Origin of the sequence: Cupriavidus sp. OTU4054, from assembly GCF_038440175.1 — a bacterium.
Classification (GTDB): domain Bacteria; phylum Pseudomonadota; class Gammaproteobacteria; order Burkholderiales; family Burkholderiaceae; genus Cupriavidus; species Cupriavidus pauculus_D.
Map to the genome: position 1 here is coordinate 43,634 of NZ_JASATF010000038.1, position 12,471 is coordinate 56,104.

13 protein-coding genes are annotated in these 12,471 nt (G+C 67.8%); 8 read left to right on the top strand and 5 right to left on the bottom strand.

The features are described from left to right. Positions 1–5: 5 nt before the first annotated feature. On the bottom strand, positions 6–695 hold the full coding sequence (locus AAHB16_RS29700) for a UDP-N-acetylmuramate--alanine ligase (RefSeq protein WP_342052659.1): 690 nt from the start codon (positions 693–695) through the stop codon (positions 6–8). A gap of 97 nt (positions 696–792) precedes the next feature. On the opposite strand from AAHB16_RS29700, the gene mpl reads away from it, so the two are divergent. From mpl to mtgA, 7 genes are all read left to right on the top strand, one after another. After that, positions 793–2,175, top strand: coding sequence for a UDP-N-acetylmuramate:L-alanyl-gamma-D-glutamyl-meso-diaminopimelate ligase (gene mpl, locus AAHB16_RS29705; RefSeq protein WP_342052660.1), 1,383 nt, complete (start codon positions 793–795; stop codon positions 2,173–2,175). A gap of 11 nt (positions 2,176–2,186) precedes the next feature. Beyond that, on the top strand, positions 2,187–2,774 hold the full coding sequence (locus tag AAHB16_RS29710) for a YqiA/YcfP family alpha/beta fold hydrolase (protein WP_342052661.1): 588 nt from the start codon (positions 2,187–2,189) through the stop codon (positions 2,772–2,774). Further along, a complete protein-coding gene (locus AAHB16_RS29715) occupies positions 2,771–3,367 on the top strand; it encodes a chorismate--pyruvate lyase family protein (RefSeq protein WP_150370702.1) in 597 nt (198 codons plus the stop codon). Before AAHB16_RS29710 ends, AAHB16_RS29715 begins: the two co-directional genes overlap by 4 nt. A 136-nt stretch (positions 3,368–3,503) precedes the next feature. Beyond that, positions 3,504–5,654 (top strand): ribonuclease catalytic domain-containing protein, encoded by a 2,151-nt coding sequence (locus AAHB16_RS29720; protein WP_342052662.1) that lies wholly within the window; start codon positions 3,504–3,506, stop codon positions 5,652–5,654. Between the two features lie 75 nt (positions 5,655–5,729). Beyond that, a complete protein-coding gene (locus AAHB16_RS29725; protein WP_150370704.1) occupies positions 5,730–6,686 on the top strand; it encodes an energy transducer TonB family protein in 957 nt (318 codons plus the stop codon). Next, positions 6,686–7,588: a shikimate dehydrogenase gene (aroE, locus tag AAHB16_RS29730; protein WP_342052663.1), complete on the top strand. Its 903-nt coding sequence runs from the start codon at positions 6,686–6,688 to the stop codon at positions 7,586–7,588. The genes AAHB16_RS29725 and aroE overlap by 1 nt, the downstream gene beginning before the upstream one ends. 11 nt (positions 7,589–7,599) lie before the next feature. Beyond that, the gene (mtgA, locus tag AAHB16_RS29735) at positions 7,600–8,301 is read left to right on the top strand and encodes a monofunctional biosynthetic peptidoglycan transglycosylase (RefSeq protein WP_150370706.1); all 702 of its coding nucleotides are present in this window, start codon (positions 7,600–7,602) and stop codon (positions 8,299–8,301) included. Here mtgA and corA read toward each other — a convergent pair. Together corA and AAHB16_RS29745 are read right to left on the bottom strand one after the other, a co-directional pair. Further along, positions 8,298–9,260, bottom strand: coding sequence for a magnesium/cobalt transporter CorA (gene corA / locus AAHB16_RS29740; RefSeq protein ID WP_150370707.1), 963 nt, complete (start codon positions 9,258–9,260; stop codon positions 8,298–8,300). The two genes, mtgA and corA, sit on opposite strands and share 4 nt — an antisense overlap. 163 nt (positions 9,261–9,423) lie before the next feature. Beyond that, positions 9,424–10,308, bottom strand: coding sequence for a DMT family transporter (locus tag AAHB16_RS29745; protein WP_150370708.1), 885 nt, complete (start codon positions 10,306–10,308; stop codon positions 9,424–9,426). Positions 10,309–10,476: 168 nt separating this feature from the next. Here AAHB16_RS29745 and pyrF point away from each other — a divergent pair, with 168 nt between their 5' ends. Further along, positions 10,477–11,295 (top strand): orotidine-5'-phosphate decarboxylase, encoded by an 819-nt coding sequence (pyrF, locus tag AAHB16_RS29750; protein ID WP_150370709.1) that lies wholly within the window; start codon positions 10,477–10,479, stop codon positions 11,293–11,295. Between the two features lie 36 nt (positions 11,296–11,331). On the opposite strand, the gene AAHB16_RS29755 is transcribed toward pyrF, so the two are convergent. Both AAHB16_RS29755 and AAHB16_RS29760 read right to left on the bottom strand, forming a co-directional pair. Further along, positions 11,332–11,829, bottom strand: coding sequence for a CinA family protein (locus tag AAHB16_RS29755; protein WP_150370710.1), 498 nt, complete (start codon positions 11,827–11,829; stop codon positions 11,332–11,334). A 40-nt stretch (positions 11,830–11,869) separates the two neighbouring features. Next, positions 11,870–12,406 carry a phosphatidylglycerophosphatase A family protein gene (locus AAHB16_RS29760; RefSeq protein WP_342052665.1) on the bottom strand — a complete coding sequence of 179 codons (537 nt, stop codon included), beginning with the start codon at positions 12,404–12,406 and terminating at the stop codon, positions 11,870–11,872. Positions 12,407–12,471 lie beyond the last annotated feature (65 nt).

Below are 12,471 nucleotides of genomic sequence, written 5' to 3' on the forward strand. Positions count from 1 at the left end.
CGGCGTCAGGCCGGATCCGCGGGATCGCCGGCCTCGATCAGCGCGTGCACCGCGGCCAGATCCGCCCGCGCCACCCGGCCGCTCGCATCGGCACGGACCGCGCCGCGTTCGTCGTCGGCATCGTAGAGCGCGATATGCAGCCCAACGGGCGCGCCGAGCGTCGAACGGACCTCGTCCGCGAGCAGGCGGGCCTCGCGCTGCGCCGGCCATTGCCCGCGCCAGAGAAAGCTCAGCGTCTCCACGTCGGCCCGGCCGCCGAAGTGCCGGGACTCGCTCGTGTCGAAGTCGAGCCCCGCATTGAGCAGGTGAAGCGCGACATCCTTGGGACTATCGCAGAAGCATTGCAGATAGATATCGGAGTGCTCGGTCGCGGTGCCATTGAGCACCGCGCCGACCAGATAGGGGCGGAACGCGGCCAGATCTTCCATCGCGAGCACGGCGACCCGGCGCAGCAGCGCGAGGATGCGCGGCTGGCTCTCGCCGTGGAACAGCGCCTGGTAGGCCCGCACCTCGGCCTCGATGGTCTCGTTGTCGGGCAGCCATTCGCCCGCGACGCGGACGTCGCCGAGGAGCTGGCGCGCGGCCTTGCGCTTGGCCGCGGCGTAGTCGGCGCCATCCTCGGCAATCATGCGCGCGGCGGCCTGCGCGATTTCCTCGCGCAGACGGGTGGGGTCGGTGGGGACACGTCGGGACATGCCGAAATGATACCGGAGCCTTCAGACCATTTCCGGGGGCGGGTACAATCGACCGCTCTTCGCCCACCGGGCTTCCCCGATTCTCCCCCGACGCACCATGCATATTCACATTCTCGGCATCTGCGGCACGTTCATGGGCGGCCTCGCGGTCCTCGCCCGTCAGGCGGGCCATCGCGTCACCGGCTGCGATGCCAACGTCTACCCGCCCATGAGCACGCAGCTCGAGGCGCAGGGTATCGAGCTGATCGAAGGGTTCGACCCGTCCCAGCTGTCGCTCGAACCCGATCTGTTCGTCATCGGCAATGTGGTCTCGCGCGGCAATCCGCTCATGGAAGCGATCCTCGACCGCAATCTGCCGTACACCTCGGGCCCGCAATGGCTCGGCGAGCATGTGCTTGCCGGCAAGTGGGTGCTCGCGGTGGCCGGCACGCACGGCAAGACCACGACCACGTCGATGCTGAGCTGGATCCTCGAGGATGCCGGCTACGAGCCCGGCTTCCTCGTGGGCGGCGTGCCGCAGAACTTCGGCATTTCCGCGCGCCTGACCGAATCGGACTTTTTCGTGATCGAGGCCGACGAATACGACACCGCGTTCTTCGACAAGCGCAGCAAGTTTGTCCACTACCGTCCGCGCACGGCGATCCTGAACAACCTCGAATACGATCACGCCGACATCTTCCCCGATCTGGCCGCCATCGAGACGCAGTTTCACCACCTCGTGCGCACGGTGCCGGGGCAGGGCCGCATCGTCGTCAACGGCAACGAGCCGAGCCTCGCGCGCGTGCTGGAGCGCGGCTGCTGGAGCGAGGTGGAGCAGTTCGGCATGGGCAACTGGCGCGAGGGCAATGCCGCGACGCCGGTGCCGGAAGGCAAGGACGGCTTCGACGTCTGGTTCGACGACAAGGGGCAGGAGACCCCGCAGGGCACCGTGATCTGGGACCTGCAGGGCACGCATAACCGCATGAACGCGCTCGCCGCCATCGCGGCCGCGCGCCACGTGGGCGTGCCGCCCGCGCGCGCGATCGAGTCGCTGGGGCGCTTCGCCAACGTCAAGCGCCGCATGGAAGTCCGCGGCGTGGCCAATGGCGTGACCGTGTACGACGATTTCGCGCACCATCCCACGGCGATCCAGACCACGCTGGAAGGCCTGCGGCGCAGGGTGGGCGAGGCGCGCATCCTCGCGGTGCTGGAGCCGCGCTCCAACACGATGAAGCTCGGCGTCATGAAGGCCCAGCTGCCGGCCAGCCTCGAAGGCGCCGACCTCGTGTTCGGTTATGGCGCGCCGACCGGCAAGGACGCGCTGGGCTGGGATCTGGCCGAATCGCTCGCGCCGCTCGGCGACAAGGCCCAGGCGTTCCAGGATATCGGCGCGCTGGTCGACGCCGTGCGCGCGGCCGCCCGGCCGGGCGACCACGTGCTGGTCATGAGCAACGGCGGCTTCGGCGACGTTCATCGCAAGCTGCTCGACGCGCTGGCCTGAAGGGAGCCACGATGCTGCTGTATCTGCACGGCTTCCGGTCCTCGCCCCAGTCGTTCAAGGCGCGGCTGGTCCAGGAGCGCATGCGCGAATGGGGCGCCGGCAAGGCGTATGCCTGTCCGATGCTCGACGTATCGCCAGCCGCCGCGATCGCGCGGGCCGAGGCCGCCATCGCGGGCGCGCGCGCCGGGGGCGATACCGAGATCGCGATCGTCGGCTCGTCGCTCGGCGGCTTCTATGCGCGCTGGCTCGGCGAGCGCCATGGCTGCCGCACGGTGCTGCTCAATCCGGCCATCCATCCGTGGACCGATCTCGAGAAGTACCTCGGCGACCAGCCCTTGTGGCATGGCGGCGGTTCGGTCCGCGTGGAGCCGCATCATCTGCAGGAGCTGCTCGACCTGCGCGTCGATGCGATTACCGATCCCGCGCGCTACTACCTGCTTGCCGCGACCGGCGACGAAGTGCTCGACTATCGCGAGATGGTGGCCGCGTATCCGGGCGCGCAGGTCCGCATCATCGAGGGTAGCGACCATGGCATCAGCGAATTCGCCGACTACGTCGACGATGTGCTGGCCTTCTGCGGCTATCGGCCCGCAGCATGACGGGGCCGCTCCAACGGCACGCGCGCCGCGGCGGCGGCGCGTGGCAGGCCCATCTGCCCTACGATGCGACCATTTCCCCGAACCTGCGGCGCTGGGTGACCGGCGACGCCGGGTCGCTGACCGCGCGGCTGGTCTCGGCGTCGTCGCGGTTCCGCGTGACGCGCCTCGCGCAGCGGCTGGCCATGCCCTATGCCGACGAATGGCAGGCGCTCGGCCTGCCGGCGCCCGCGCCCGTGCTCACGCGCGAAGTCATGCTGGTCTGCGACGACGAGACGGCCATCTACGCCCATACCGTGGTGATGGCGCGCCATGCGCGCCGGGACTGGCCGTTCCTGCGCGGGCTCGGCGAGCGTCCGCTCGGCGGCCGGCTGTTCGTGGATCCGCGCGTGTCGCGCACGCCGTTCGAATTCGCGCGGCTGCGGCCCGATCATCCGATGCGCGTGGCCATGCGCCGCGTGCTGCCCGATCTGGCGCGGACGCCGATGCTGCCCGCGCGGCGATCCGTGTTCCATCGCGGCGGCGGCGCCATGCTCGTTACCGAAGTCTTCCTGCCCGATCTCCAGTCGCGGCCGGCGCCCGTGCGCCGTCCGTAAGCGGTCCCTGAGCCATCGCCCCGAATCCGGCCGGGGCACCGTCACGGGAGTGTGACGACGGCGGTGCGGTATCATTGCCCGCTCCCCCCTCCTCGCGCCCGGTGCGGTGTCCCGGCATTTCTGAAAGTACCGATCCATGCAGTTGTTGTTCGAAGAAGGCGGCGAAATTCGCGCCGGCACCGTGCTCGCCCAGCAGGGTGAGGCCTACCAGGTCGAGTTGCCCGCAGGCAAGCGGACCAAGGTCAAGTCGCGCGACGTGCTGTTGCAGTTTGCTCAGCCGTCGGCGATCGAACTCGTGCGGCAGACCGGCGACCTCGCGGCCGAGATCGACCTCGATTTCCTCTGGGAATGTGCGCCGGCCGACGAGTTCGGCTTCGCCGATCTCGCGGGCGAGTACTACGGCGCCGGTGCCGACGTCGTGAAGCAGGCCGCGCTCGCGATGGCCCTGCACGGCAATCCGGTCTATTTCCGCCGCAAGGGTCGCGGCCGCTACCAGCGCGCGCCCGAAGACCAGCTCAAGGCCGCGCTCGCCGCGCTCGAGCGCAAGAAGCAGCAGGCGCTCGTGCAGGCCGAGTACGAGGCCCAGCTCAAGGCGCTGACGCTGCCGGAATCGTTCCGCGGCAAGGTGCTGCAACTGCTGTTCCGGCCCGACAAGAACAGCCTCGAATACAAGGCGATGGACGCCGCGTGCACGGCGCTCGGCATGACGCCGATGCGGCTGATGGTCGCCGTGGGCGGCATCGCGAGCCCGCGCGCGCTGCACGAGGCGAAGTTCCTCGCCGAATGCTTCCCCAAGGGCACCGGCTTCCCCGACGTGACCGTCCCCGAGCCGTCCGGCGACCTGCCGCTGGCGGACGTGCAGGCGTTCTCCATCGACGACGTGACCACGACCGAGATCGACGATGCGCTGTCGGTCACGACGCTCCCCGACGGCAAGCTGCGCATCGGCGTGCATATCGCCGCGCCGGCACTCGGTATCCAGCGTGGCGACGCGCTCGACGCCATCGCGCGTCAGCGCCTGTCGACGGTGTACTTCCCCGGCGACAAGATCACGATGCTGCCCGATGCGGTGGTCGAGCGTTACACGCTGCAGGAGGGCCGCACGTGCCCCGCGCTGTCGCTATATGTCACGGTCGATATGCAGGGCGCCGAGGGCGGCCAGCCGCTGATCGTCGGCAGCGAGACGCGCGCCGAGCGCGTGCCCATCGCCGCCAACCTGCGCCACAACCTGCTCGAGGACATCGTGACCGAGGCCGCGCTGGCCAACGGGACGGGCGACTACCCGTTCCGCGAAGCGCTCACGCAGCTGTATCACTTTGCGGGCTTCCTCCACGACGAGCGCCAGAAGGCGCGCCTCGCGAGCGGCCTGCGCCCCGAGTCCCACAACCGCGCCGACTACAGCTTCTATATCGATACGCTCGCTGACGGCAGCGAACGCGTGCGCATCGAGCAGCGCAAGCGCGGATCGCCGCTCGACAAGATCGTGGCGGAGCTGATGATCCTGGCCAACAGCACGTGGGGCAAGCTGCTGGCCGATCATGGCGTGCCCGGCATCTACCGCACGCAGAAGGCCTGGGGCATGCATCGCACGCGCATGCAGACGTACCCCGCGCCGCACGAGGGGCTCGGCGTCGCGCAGTATGCGTGGAGCACCTCGCCGCTGCGCCGTTACGTCGATCTGGTCAACCAATGGCAGATCATCGCGGTGGCGCAGCATGGGGTGACCGCCAAGCTCGTGGCGCCGTTCAAGCCGAAGGATGCCGACCTGCTCGCGGCCGTTGCCGACTTCGAGGGCACCTACGCGGCCTATGCCGACCACCAGTCGACGATGGAACGCTACTGGTGCCTGCGCTGGCTCGCGCAGGAGACGCGCGACCGCATGCTCGCCGCGGTGCTCAAGGATGGCGCGGTGCGTTTTGCCGAGATTCCGCTGGTCACGCGCGTGCCCGAGCTCGCGCAGGCTTCGCGCGGCACGCAGGTGATGCTCGAGATCGCGACCACCGACGAGATTTCGCTCGAGGTGTCGTGCCGCGTGCTGGAAGTGTTCGCCGGCGACGCGGTGCCCGAGGAGGACCTCGAGGCCGATGAGGAGACCGCGGAGGAGTCCGCCGAGGACGCCGCCGAGGCCGCCGCGCAGCAGGCCGCCGAGGAGGCCGCCGAGGGGACCAGGGAAGGGACCGTGGAGGGGGCGCCGGAAGTGCAGGACGAGGCAGCCGCCGGGGGCGAGACCGACCCCGGTGCCGAGGCGTCGGCAACGCGCGACACCCCCCCTTCGCCAGCGCCCTGATCGCTTCGGAAAAGCGGTTGGCTCCCTTACAATCCAGTCTGCCCGCCAACCGCTTCCAGCCAACCGTCACAGACCGTGAACGCCACCCTCGCCGCTCCCCGCCCGTCGGGACCTCAGCGTCCTCAGCGCCTGCTGCGCCAATGGTGGCAATCCCGCAGCACGCTGGTCAAGGCGCTCGTCGTCTCGGTGCTGATCCACGCGGTGCTGCTGACGGTCCGCATCGCCGCGCCGGAAGTCTTCGAGATCAAGCGCTCCGATCCGATGCTCGACGTGGTGCTGGTCAACTCGAAGTCGGCCGACAAGCCGCGCAACCCGACCGTGCTGGCGCAGGCCAACCTCGACGGCGGCGGCGATCACGACGTGCAGCGCGCCACCACGCCGCTGCCCGCGCAGACCGAGTCCAAGGATGGCGACCTCGTGCGGCAGGTGCAGCGCCGCGTGGAACTGCTCGAGCAGGAACAGCAGCGTCTGATGACGCAGGCTCGCGAGCCCGCGCCGTCGGTGCGCAGCCAGCCCCTCAAGCCCGGCGAGCAGCGCGTGGATCCGCTCCAGCGCGGCCAGGACGAGCGCACGAGCACCGACGAGATGGCCAAGCTCGAGGCCGAGATCGGCAAGAATCTCGAGCATTACGCCAAGCGTCCCAAGCGCATGCAGCTGACGGCGACGAGCGCGCAGGGCGTGGAGTACGCACAGTATTACGATCGCCTGCGCCGCAAGATCGAAGCGCGCGGCACGAGCGATTTCCCGCAGCGCAACGGCAAGCCGATCTACGGCCAGCTGATCCTCGTGATCAACGTGAACCGCACCGGCAAGCTGGGCTACAACCGTGACGGCTACAACGTCGAGGCGATCGACGTGGCCAAGAGCTCGGGCGATCCCGCGCTCGACCGCCAGGCCGTGGCCATCGTGCGCGCGGCGGCCCCGTTCGGGCAATTTTCCCCGGAAATGATGGCTCGCCAGGACATCCTCGAGGTCATTTCCACGTTCAAGTTTTCGCGCAGCGGACTCGATGTCCGGCTGCAGCCGCGCTGATGACAGACTCCCAGACTCAGGCCGACCGCTATGTCGTGATCGGCAACCCGGTGGCGCATAGCCGCTCGCCGGCCATTCACGCCGCCTTCGCGCGCCAGACCGGCGAAGCGGTGCAGTACGACCGCCTGCTCGCGCCGCTCGACGGGTTTGCCGACACGGTGCGCCAGTTCTTTGCCGAGGGCGGCTACGGCTGCAACGTCACCACGCCGTTCAAGATCGAGGCGCACGACATGGCGGACCGCCTGACCGACCGCGCGGCGGCGGCGGGCGCGGTGAACACGATGTGGATCGAGGATGGACTGATCCATGGCGACAATACCGACGGCATCGGCCTCGTGCGCGATATCCAGGACACGCTCGATACGCTGCTCGAAGGCCGTCGCATCCTGCTGCTGGGCGCCGGCGGCGCCGCCATGGGCGCGATGCTGCCGCTGATCGAATGCCGTCCGGACCGGATCGTCGTGGCCAACCGCACGGCCGCGCGCGCGAGCGACATGCTCGAGGCGTTCGCGGAAGCGGGCAATCAGTTCAACGTCGAACTCTGGGGCGGCGGTCTCGATGCGCTGGAAGGCCTGTCCGAGGACGAGGCCTGCGATGTGGTGATCAACGCGTCGGCCAGCAGCCTGCAGGGCGAGGTGCCGCCTGTGCCCGGGTTTCTGCTCGGTCCCGATGTGCTGGCCTACGACATGATGTACGGCGCGGCACCGACGGTGTTTCTTGCCTACGCCGCGCAATGCGGCGCGCGCACCAGCGATGGGCTGGGGATGCTCGTCGAGCAGGCCGCGGAGGCGTTCTACAACTGGCGTGGCGTGCGGCCGAAGACGGCGCCCGTGCTGGCGGCGCTGCGCGCGAGTCTGCTGGCCGAGGCGCAAGCCGACGTGCAGGTCAATCGCGCCCGCTGAGCGCACGCGAGATGCGCTGGCTCGGGTATGTGTGCGGATGCCTGCTGGCGGGCGTGCTCGCCATGCAGCTGTATTTCTTCCTGCAGATCGCGAGCTGGCAGTACATCAATCCGTCGTCGTCCTCGTTTATGCGCGCCGAGCAATGGCGCCTGTGTGGCTTCAATGTCTGGAGCTGCTCGCTGGACCATCAATGGGTCCGCTACGACGATATCTCGCGCAATCTCAAGCGCGCGGTCATCGCGAGCGAGGACGCGGACTTCGTCAATCACCCCGGCTACGAACTGGACGCGATGCTCGATGCGTGGGAGCGCAACAAGCAGCGCGGCCATATCGTGCGTGGCGGTTCCACGATCACGCAGCAGCTCGCGAAGAACCTGTTTCTCTCGTCCGAGCAGAACTACCTGCGGAAGGGCCAGGAGCTCGCCATCACGTGGATGCTCGAGTTCTGGCTCGACAAGCAGCGCATTTTCGAGATCTACCTGAATTCGGTGGAGTGGGGCGAGGGCGTGTTCGGCGCCGAGGCGGCCGCGCAGCATTACTTCAAGACGAGCGCGTCGAAGCTCGGCGTGGGGCAGGCCGCGCGCCTCGCGGCGGCATTGCCCGCGCCGAAATGCTTCGACAAGAAGGCGTATTGCGCCAATGTGCGCGTGAACTTCCGCGTCAAGGCCGGCATCATCGCGCGCCGTATGGGCGCCGCGACGCTGCCTGACTAGCCGAGCCAGCCCTTCCGACGGAAATAGATCAGGGGCACGGCGGCCGAAACCGCCATGAGCCCGATCGCCCACGGATACCCCGCGGCCCAGTCGAGCTCGGGCATGATCTTGAAGTTCATGCCGTAGATGCTCGCGATCAGCGTGGGCGGCATCAGTGCCACCGACACCACCGAGAACAGCTTGATGATCTTGTTCTGGTTGATGTTGATGAAACCGACGGTCGCATCCATCAGGAAGTTGATCTTGTCGAACAGGAACGCCGTGTGGTTCTCGATCGAGTCGATATCGCGCAGGATCTGCCGCGCCTCGTCCTGCTGCTCGGCCGATAACATCTGGCTGCGCATCAGGAAGGACACCGCGCGGCGCGTATCCATGACGTTGCGGCGAATGCGGCCGTTCAAGTCTTCCTCGCGCGCGATCATCTCGAGCACGTCGGCCGCGGCGGCATCGGTCACGTTCTCCGCAAGCACGCGGCGGCTCGCTTCCTCGAGCCGTTCATAGATCTCCTCGATCGAGTCCGCCGAATACTCGGCATCGGTCGCGTAGAGATCCATCAGCACGTCCTTCGCATTACGCACCGAACCGGGCCGCATGCGCGCGCGCAGCCGCACGAGGCGGAACACGGGCAGGTCTTCGTCGTGAATCGAGAACACGACATCGCGCGTGAGCACGAAGGCCACGCGCACGTTGCGCGAGGTGCCTTCCTCGTCGAGCAGGAAATCCGTGCGAATGTGGATATTCTCGTCCTCGCCCTCGAAATAGCGGGCGGACGCTTCAAGGTCGCCAAGGTCTTCGAGCTCGGGCAGCACTACCCCGTAGGCTTCCTTGATCCACGCGAGCTCTTCGTCGTCAGGGCTGACGACGTCGATCCAGATCGGCTTGTGCTGCAGCAGCTCGTTGCGTTCGTCGACCTGCTCCTGGGCAAGCCGTCCTTTCTGGAGGACGAACAGGTTGATCATCCGTGATTCCTTGTAACTGATGACGCCGTGTCGACGCTGTCTCGACGCTGATTCGATACTCGATCGCTACCTAGTCGGGAAATGGGTTTCCCGGGATTCTGATGGCCGCGAGTGTAGCCCAACGCAGGGGGGCTTGTTAAGCGAAATCTGGCCGAAATTTGGCTCAGCGGTGCCGGCGCAGCGACGGCCCCAGCATCACGCTCGACAGGGCCGCGAACATCAGCACGATGGCCGCGTAGTCCTGCCAGTGCGGGCGCTCGCCGAGCATCAGCATGCCCGAGAATACGCCGACCACCGGGATGAACATGATCGACAGGCTGGACACCACGGGCGGCAGGCTGCGCGCGAGCGCGAACCAGACCAGATGGCAATAGGCGAACACCACCACGGCGTTGTAGCCGATAGCCGTCCATTCGATGGCGTTGGGCATGCGCCATCCCGATTCCAGCAGCAGCGAGCCCGCCAGAAGGAAGGGCAGCGCGACCACCAGCATCCAGAACGTGAGCGCGCCGATCGGTACATCGATCTGCGTCCGCTTCATCAACTGCGTACCGAAGCCCCAGCCCGCGGCCGCGCAAAGCATCAGCAGCGTGCCCATCGGGCTGCCGGTGATCGCGGCGATCTCGCCCGACAGCAGCAGGATCGTGCCGACGAGCGCGCAGCCGATGCCGAACCACGCGGACAGCGCGATGCGCTCGCGGAACAGCAGCAGGCCCCAGACCACGGCCCAGATCGGCATCGTGTAGCCGAGGATGGCCGCGCGGCCCGAAGAGAGCATCTTGACCGCGCAGATGGCCAGCAGGTGCCACACGACCATGTTTGGAATCGCGAGCTTGACCACGGTGCCCCAGGCCGCGCGCGGCACCGCGAGCGATTCGCCGCGCAGGCGCAATGCCACGCCCAGCGCCACGACGCCGCCGGCCATGCAGAGCAGGCGGAACCCGAGGGCCGGGAAATGGGCCACGCCGATCTTCATGACGGGCCAGTTGATGCCCCAGGCGAGCGTGAGAATGACGAGGAGGGTGAGACCGCGGCGGTCCAGAGTCATGGGCGGGCGGGCGCTTGGCGGCATGCCGCAGCTTGCGCTTGTCTTGTTATCGAGGAGGGCGGGACGGCGGGTTCGACGCCATCTTGACGCCAACTTGACGCCAACCATAGCACGCGGCGGTAGAATTGACGGCAACGACCCTGGCGTCATCCTGATATCGAGTCTCCCATGACCTTCACCGAGCAGCTGTCCGCCGCATGGCAGCGCAACGATTCCCTGCTGTGCGTCGGCCTGGACCCCGATCCCGCCAAGCTGCCGATGTCTCTCACGGGCGCGGGCGGCGCGATCTTTTCGTTCTGCCGTGAAATCGTCGATGCCACGGCCGACCTCGTCTGCGCGTACAAGCCGCAGATCGCGTATTTTCACTCGCAGCGTGCCGAGGACCAGCTCGAGCAGCTGATCGAATATATCCACGACGCGCATCCGGGGATCCCCGTGGTGCTCGACGCCAAGCGCGGCGATATCGGCTCCACGGCCGAGCATTACGCGATCGAAGCGTTCGAGCGCTACAAGGCGGACGCGGTGACCGTGAGCCCGTACATGGGCTTCGACTCGATGGAGCCGTACCTTGCCCATCCGGGCCGCGGCGTGATCGTGCTGTGCCGCACGTCCAATGCGGGGGGATCCGACGTGCAGTTTCTGCAGGTGGACGGCAAGCCCGTGTATCAGGTGGTGGCCGAGTCCGCGCGCGAGCGCTGGAATACCAATGGCCAGATGGGCCTCGTGGTCGGCGCGACGTTCCCGGCCGAAATCGCGCGCGTGCGCCAGATCGTCGGCGATATGCCGCTGCTGATTCCCGGCATCGGCGCGCAGGGCGGCGATATCGAAGCCACGGTAAAGGCCGGCCGCACGGCGGACGGCACCGGCATGATGATCAATTCGTCGCGCGCCATCCTCTACGCAAGCCGCGACAAGGACTTTGCGGCGGCCGCCCGCAAGGTCGCGACGCAGACGCGCGACACGATCAACCGCTACCGTCACGGTTGATCATGAAAAAAGGGGGGCGTTATTGCCCCCCTGGTCTTACGCTTCGTTCCGAATCAATTCCAGCAGTCCCCGCAACGCATGCTCCGCCGCCTGCCGGCGAATCTGACCGCGATCGCCGCGGAAGCGCTGGGTCGCGGTCAGCGTGGTAATGCGATTGCTCCAGCCGAAACAGACCATGCCGACCGGCTTCTCGGCGGTCCCGCCGCCGGGACCCGCCACGCCGGTGATCGATAGCGATACCTGCGCCCGGCTGTTGAGCAGCGCACCCTCGGCCATGGCATGCGCCACTTCCTCGCTGACCGCGCCATGGTCGCGGATCAGCTTGGCCGGCACCCCGATCATCGTGCTCTTGGCCTCGTTCGAGTAGGTGACGAAGCCCCGCTCGAACCAGCCCGAGGAGCCCGAGATGTCGGTAATGGCGGCCGACACGAGCCCGCCCGTGCAGGATTCGGCGGTGGCAAGCATCAGCGAGCGCTCGGAAAGCGCCACGCCGATCTGGACGGCAAGTTGGTCGAGCAGGCGACTGACGGACATGGTCGTGAAATCGGCAGGGAATAAAGTACCGGGGAGGCGTTCAGAGCGAACGCCACAGCGCGAAGACGAGCAGCGTGTAGAACGCGGCGAGCACGTCGTCGAACATCACGCCGAACGCGCCCATCAGGCCCGGACCCTTCAGCGTGCGGTCGTAGTAGCGGATCGGCGCGGGCTTGGCGATATCGAAGAGCCGGAACCACAGGAAGGCGGCGAACTGCCCCCAGAAGCCCGTCGGCATGACGAACAGCAGCACGATCCAGAACGCGACGATCTCGTCCCAGACCATGCTGCCATGGTCGAAGACGCCCATGTCGCGCGCCGTGCGCTGGCACGCCCACAGGCCGGCCAGGAAGCTCCCCACGATGATCCAGAGCCAGGTCAGGGGATCGGTGGCGGGGTCCACCCACATCGAGATCACCACGAACGACAGCCAACCGTAAAGCGTGCCGACGGTGCCGGGGCTGACCGGCGACAGGCCGGAGCCGAAGCCGTACGCGATCAGGCGTGCCGGATGGCCGAACATGAAGCGCGCGGTCGGTCGCGTGACGCGCACGGTCTGGCCCGCGTCGAGCGTGATGGGGTCGGGGGGGGGGGGGGGGGGGGGGGGGGGGGGGGGGGGGGGGGGGGGGGGGGGGGGGGGGG

What these genes read in the sequence shown, in the direction of transcription:
- AAHB16_RS29700 (WP_342052659.1), bottom strand. Translation starts at nt 695, where the DNA reads ATGTCCCGACGTGTCCCCACCGACCCCACCCGTCTGCGCGAGGAAATC.
- mpl (WP_342052660.1), top strand. Translation starts at nt 793, where the DNA reads ATGCATATTCACATTCTCGGCATCTGCGGCACGTTCATGGGCGGCCTC.
- AAHB16_RS29710 (WP_342052661.1), top strand. Translation starts at nt 2,187, where the DNA reads ATGCTGCTGTATCTGCACGGCTTCCGGTCCTCGCCCCAGTCGTTCAAG.
- AAHB16_RS29715 (WP_150370702.1), top strand. Translation starts at nt 2,771, where the DNA reads ATGACGGGGCCGCTCCAACGGCACGCGCGCCGCGGCGGCGGCGCGTGG.
- AAHB16_RS29720 (WP_342052662.1), top strand. Translation starts at nt 3,504, where the DNA reads ATGCAGTTGTTGTTCGAAGAAGGCGGCGAAATTCGCGCCGGCACCGTG.
- aroE (WP_342052663.1), top strand. Translation starts at nt 6,686, where the DNA reads ATGACAGACTCCCAGACTCAGGCCGACCGCTATGTCGTGATCGGCAAC.
- mtgA (WP_150370706.1), top strand. Translation starts at nt 7,600, where the DNA reads ATGCGCTGGCTCGGGTATGTGTGCGGATGCCTGCTGGCGGGCGTGCTC.
- corA (WP_150370707.1), bottom strand. Translation starts at nt 9,260, where the DNA reads ATGATCAACCTGTTCGTCCTCCAGAAAGGACGGCTTGCCCAGGAGCAG.
- AAHB16_RS29745 (WP_150370708.1), bottom strand. Translation starts at nt 10,308, where the DNA reads ATGACTCTGGACCGCCGCGGTCTCACCCTCCTCGTCATTCTCACGCTC.
- pyrF (WP_150370709.1), top strand. Translation starts at nt 10,477, where the DNA reads ATGACCTTCACCGAGCAGCTGTCCGCCGCATGGCAGCGCAACGATTCC.
- AAHB16_RS29755 (WP_150370710.1), bottom strand. Translation starts at nt 11,829, where the DNA reads ATGTCCGTCAGTCGCCTGCTCGACCAACTTGCCGTCCAGATCGGCGTG.